Source organism: Bartonella sp. MU37NMGALS (genome assembly GCF_042194015.1).
Taxonomy (GTDB): domain Bacteria; phylum Pseudomonadota; class Alphaproteobacteria; order Rhizobiales; family Rhizobiaceae; genus Bartonella; species Bartonella grahamii.
In genome coordinates, this window is record NZ_JBHIML010000035.1 from 1 (window position 1) to 779 (window position 779).

Here is a 779-nt window from a genome sequence, read left to right on the forward strand (position 1 = left end):
GTGGTCCGAAAATAACGACTTCTGGTGTTGATGCTGGCAGTAAAAAGATAACGGGAGTTGCAACGGGTACTGATGATACTGATGCCGTTAACAAAGGTCAGCTTGATCAAGATGTAACTGATCTTTCTAACAAAATTGAAGATGTGCGGTCTGTGGCAGTTCTTTATGATGAGGAAGAAGATTCAGATGATGTTAATCTGCTTGCGAGATCAGCACGTAAAGTTAATAAGAATAGTGTAACTTTTGGTGATCCCAAAACAGGCACTGTTTCTTTGCATAATGTTGGCATAGGTAAGATTACAGCAGAATCAACTGATGCTATAAATGGCTCACAGCTTTTTGAGAGCAATCAGAATGTTGCCTCGTATTTTGGTGGTGGTGCTAGCTATGCGGATGGGAAATGGACCGCTCCTACATTCAAGGTAAAAACAATCAAGGAAGATGGCAGCCCTGAAGATGAGGATTATCCTGATGTGGCATCTGCTTTTGCTGGAGTTGGTAGTTCTATCACGAATGTTCAGAATAAATTGACTGAACAGGTTAATAATGTGATTAACAAGGTAGAAAGCGAAAGCTTTGTTCAGCAAGACGAAACAACGCATCGTCTCACTATTGGCGCAGCGGTAGAAGGCAGTGAAATCAATATCTCCAATAAGGATAAAGGGGATAGGATACTTTCTGGTGTTGGGGAAGCAACAAAAAACAATGAAGCGGTTAATAAAGGTCAACTTGATAAAAGTTTAAAAGATCTTTCGAACAGTCTTCAGTCTGATGAATCA

The 779-nt window shown here is 40.4% G+C and carries 1 pseudogene; it reads left to right on the forward strand.

The features are described 5' to 3' along the window. Positions 1 to 779: pseudogene (locus ACFIJP_RS08390) on the forward strand (hypothetical protein); the annotation flags it as partial.